This is a genomic window from Dietzia sp. DQ12-76 (assembly GCF_014145045.1).
In the GTDB taxonomy this organism is placed as follows: Bacteria; Actinomycetota; Actinomycetes; order Mycobacteriales; family Mycobacteriaceae; genus Dietzia.
Genome location: NZ_JAALDV010000225.1, coordinates 1 through 1,914 on the forward strand (window position 1 = coordinate 1; position 1,914 = coordinate 1,914).

Below are 1,914 nucleotides of genomic sequence, written 5' to 3' on the forward strand. Positions count from 1 at the left end.
CGACCGCCGGCCCGGCGCAGACCGGCGCCGGCGGGGCGGAGCCGGCCGAGAGCCGCGTGGACTCCCCGTCCCTGCGCGTACCGACGACCATCCCGTCGGGGGTCCGGTTGGACCGGGTCGAGTGGAAGACGGCCAACCGGGTCGCACTGTGGGTGCAGTCGCCGGCCATGGAGCAGGCCATCCAGGTGCAGCTCATGCTCCCGGCGCAATGGAACGCGGAGCCGGAGCGCACGTACCCCTCGCTCCTGCTGCTCGACGGCCTGCGCGCGCGGGACGACGCCAGCGGCTGGACCCTCGAGACCAAGATCTCCCAGTTCTTCGACGCGAAGAACGCGATCATCGTGCTCCCCGTCGGCGGCGAGTCGAGCTTCTACACCGACTGGGTGGCGGACGCCAACGGCTCGGCATACCAGTGGGAGACGTTCCTGATGGAGGAACTCCCACCCCTGCTGGCCCGGGACTGGCGGGTGGGCGACGAGCACGGCGTCGCGGGTCTGTCCATGGGCGGTACCGCCGCGATGATGCTCGCGCAGCGATACCCCGAGCACTTCCGGTTCGCGGCCAGCTACTCGGGATTCCTGGACACCACCAGCTTCGGAATGCCCGAGGCCGTCAAAGTGGCCATGCAGGACGCCGGCGGGTACCAGGCCGAGAGCATGTGGGGACCGCTCGGTTCGACCCGGTGGCAGGAGCAGGACCCCAAGCTCCACACCGACAAGCTCCGCGGTCGGAGCATCTACGTGTCCGCGGGCAGCGGGAACACCGGGCCGTGGGACCAGCCGTCGGGCCTGCCGGACATCCCCACCAACTTCCCGGGCTACGGGCTCGAACTGCTCTCGCGGATGACCACCCAGACCTTCGTCAACAAGGCCCGTGCCGCCGGTGTCGAGGTGACGGCCAACTTCCGCCCGTCGGGCACGCACACGTGGCCGTACTGGCAGTTCGAGATGATGCAGGCCTGGCCGCAGTTCGCGGGTGCCGTCGGGATCGAGAACGTCGAACCCCCGTGCGCCGCACAGGGCGAGATCGCCCGCGTCGCCGAGCGTCAGCCCGGTCTGGGCCCCTGTCTGACGGGTGAGTACGACGTCCGGGGCGGCAAGGCCACCGACTTCCGTTTCGGACGCGCCTTCTGGTCGCAGCAGACGGGCGCGCACTCGGTCCTCGGGGCCATCGGCGCCGCCTACCAGGCCGAGGGCGGTCCTGACGGCCCGCTCGGGCTGCCCACCTCCGGCGAGACCACGACGCCCGACGGGAGGGGCAGGTTCACCCAGTTCCACAACGGCGTCATCTACTGGTCGCCCGCCACCGGCGCGCACGCCATCCGTGGGGCGGTCAGGTCGATGTGGCAGGAGCGCGGCGCCGAACGCGGCGACCTCGGGTACCCGACGACCGACGAGATCACCAATCCCAACAAGCCCGGCGTGGTCCAGGGCTTCCAGGGCGGGACCGTCTACTGGTCCTCCGCCACGGGCCCCAGGGTCGTCAAGGGGGCCATCCTGACGACCTACCGGGAGGCGGGCGCGGAGAACTCGGAGCTCGGGTACCCGGTCACCGACGAGATCTCCCTGTCCACCCGGGGCGGTGCCTTCAGCCGCTTCCAGGGTGGGGCGATCTATTGGTCCGCCCGCACCGGTGCGCACGCCGTGCCTCGCGGGCCGGTGTTCGACGCCTGGGGCACGGTCGACTACGAACGCGGCCGGCTCGGCTATCCCACCAGCGCGCTGCGCACCACCCGTGACGGCCAGGTCATGGAGTTCGAGGGCGGCCGGATCACGGTGACCGGTGGACGGGCGGAGATCTCGTGACGGCCAGGTCCGCGGCGCTCGGGGCCGCCCTCGTCGTGGTGGGTGGGATGCTGGCCGCCTGCGGCGGTGGCGACTCCACGGTGTCCGGCGTCCCCGACTCGGAGACCAT

At 71.4% G+C, this 1,914-nt stretch carries 1 protein-coding gene; it reads left to right on the plus strand.

Going from position 1 to position 1,914, the window contains the following annotated elements:
- The coding region (locus G6019_RS08625) for an alpha/beta hydrolase-fold protein (RefSeq protein ID WP_182627419.1) at window positions 1-1,805 on the plus strand (1,805 nt) is incomplete at its 5' end.
- Window positions 1,806-1,914 lie beyond the last annotated feature (109 nt).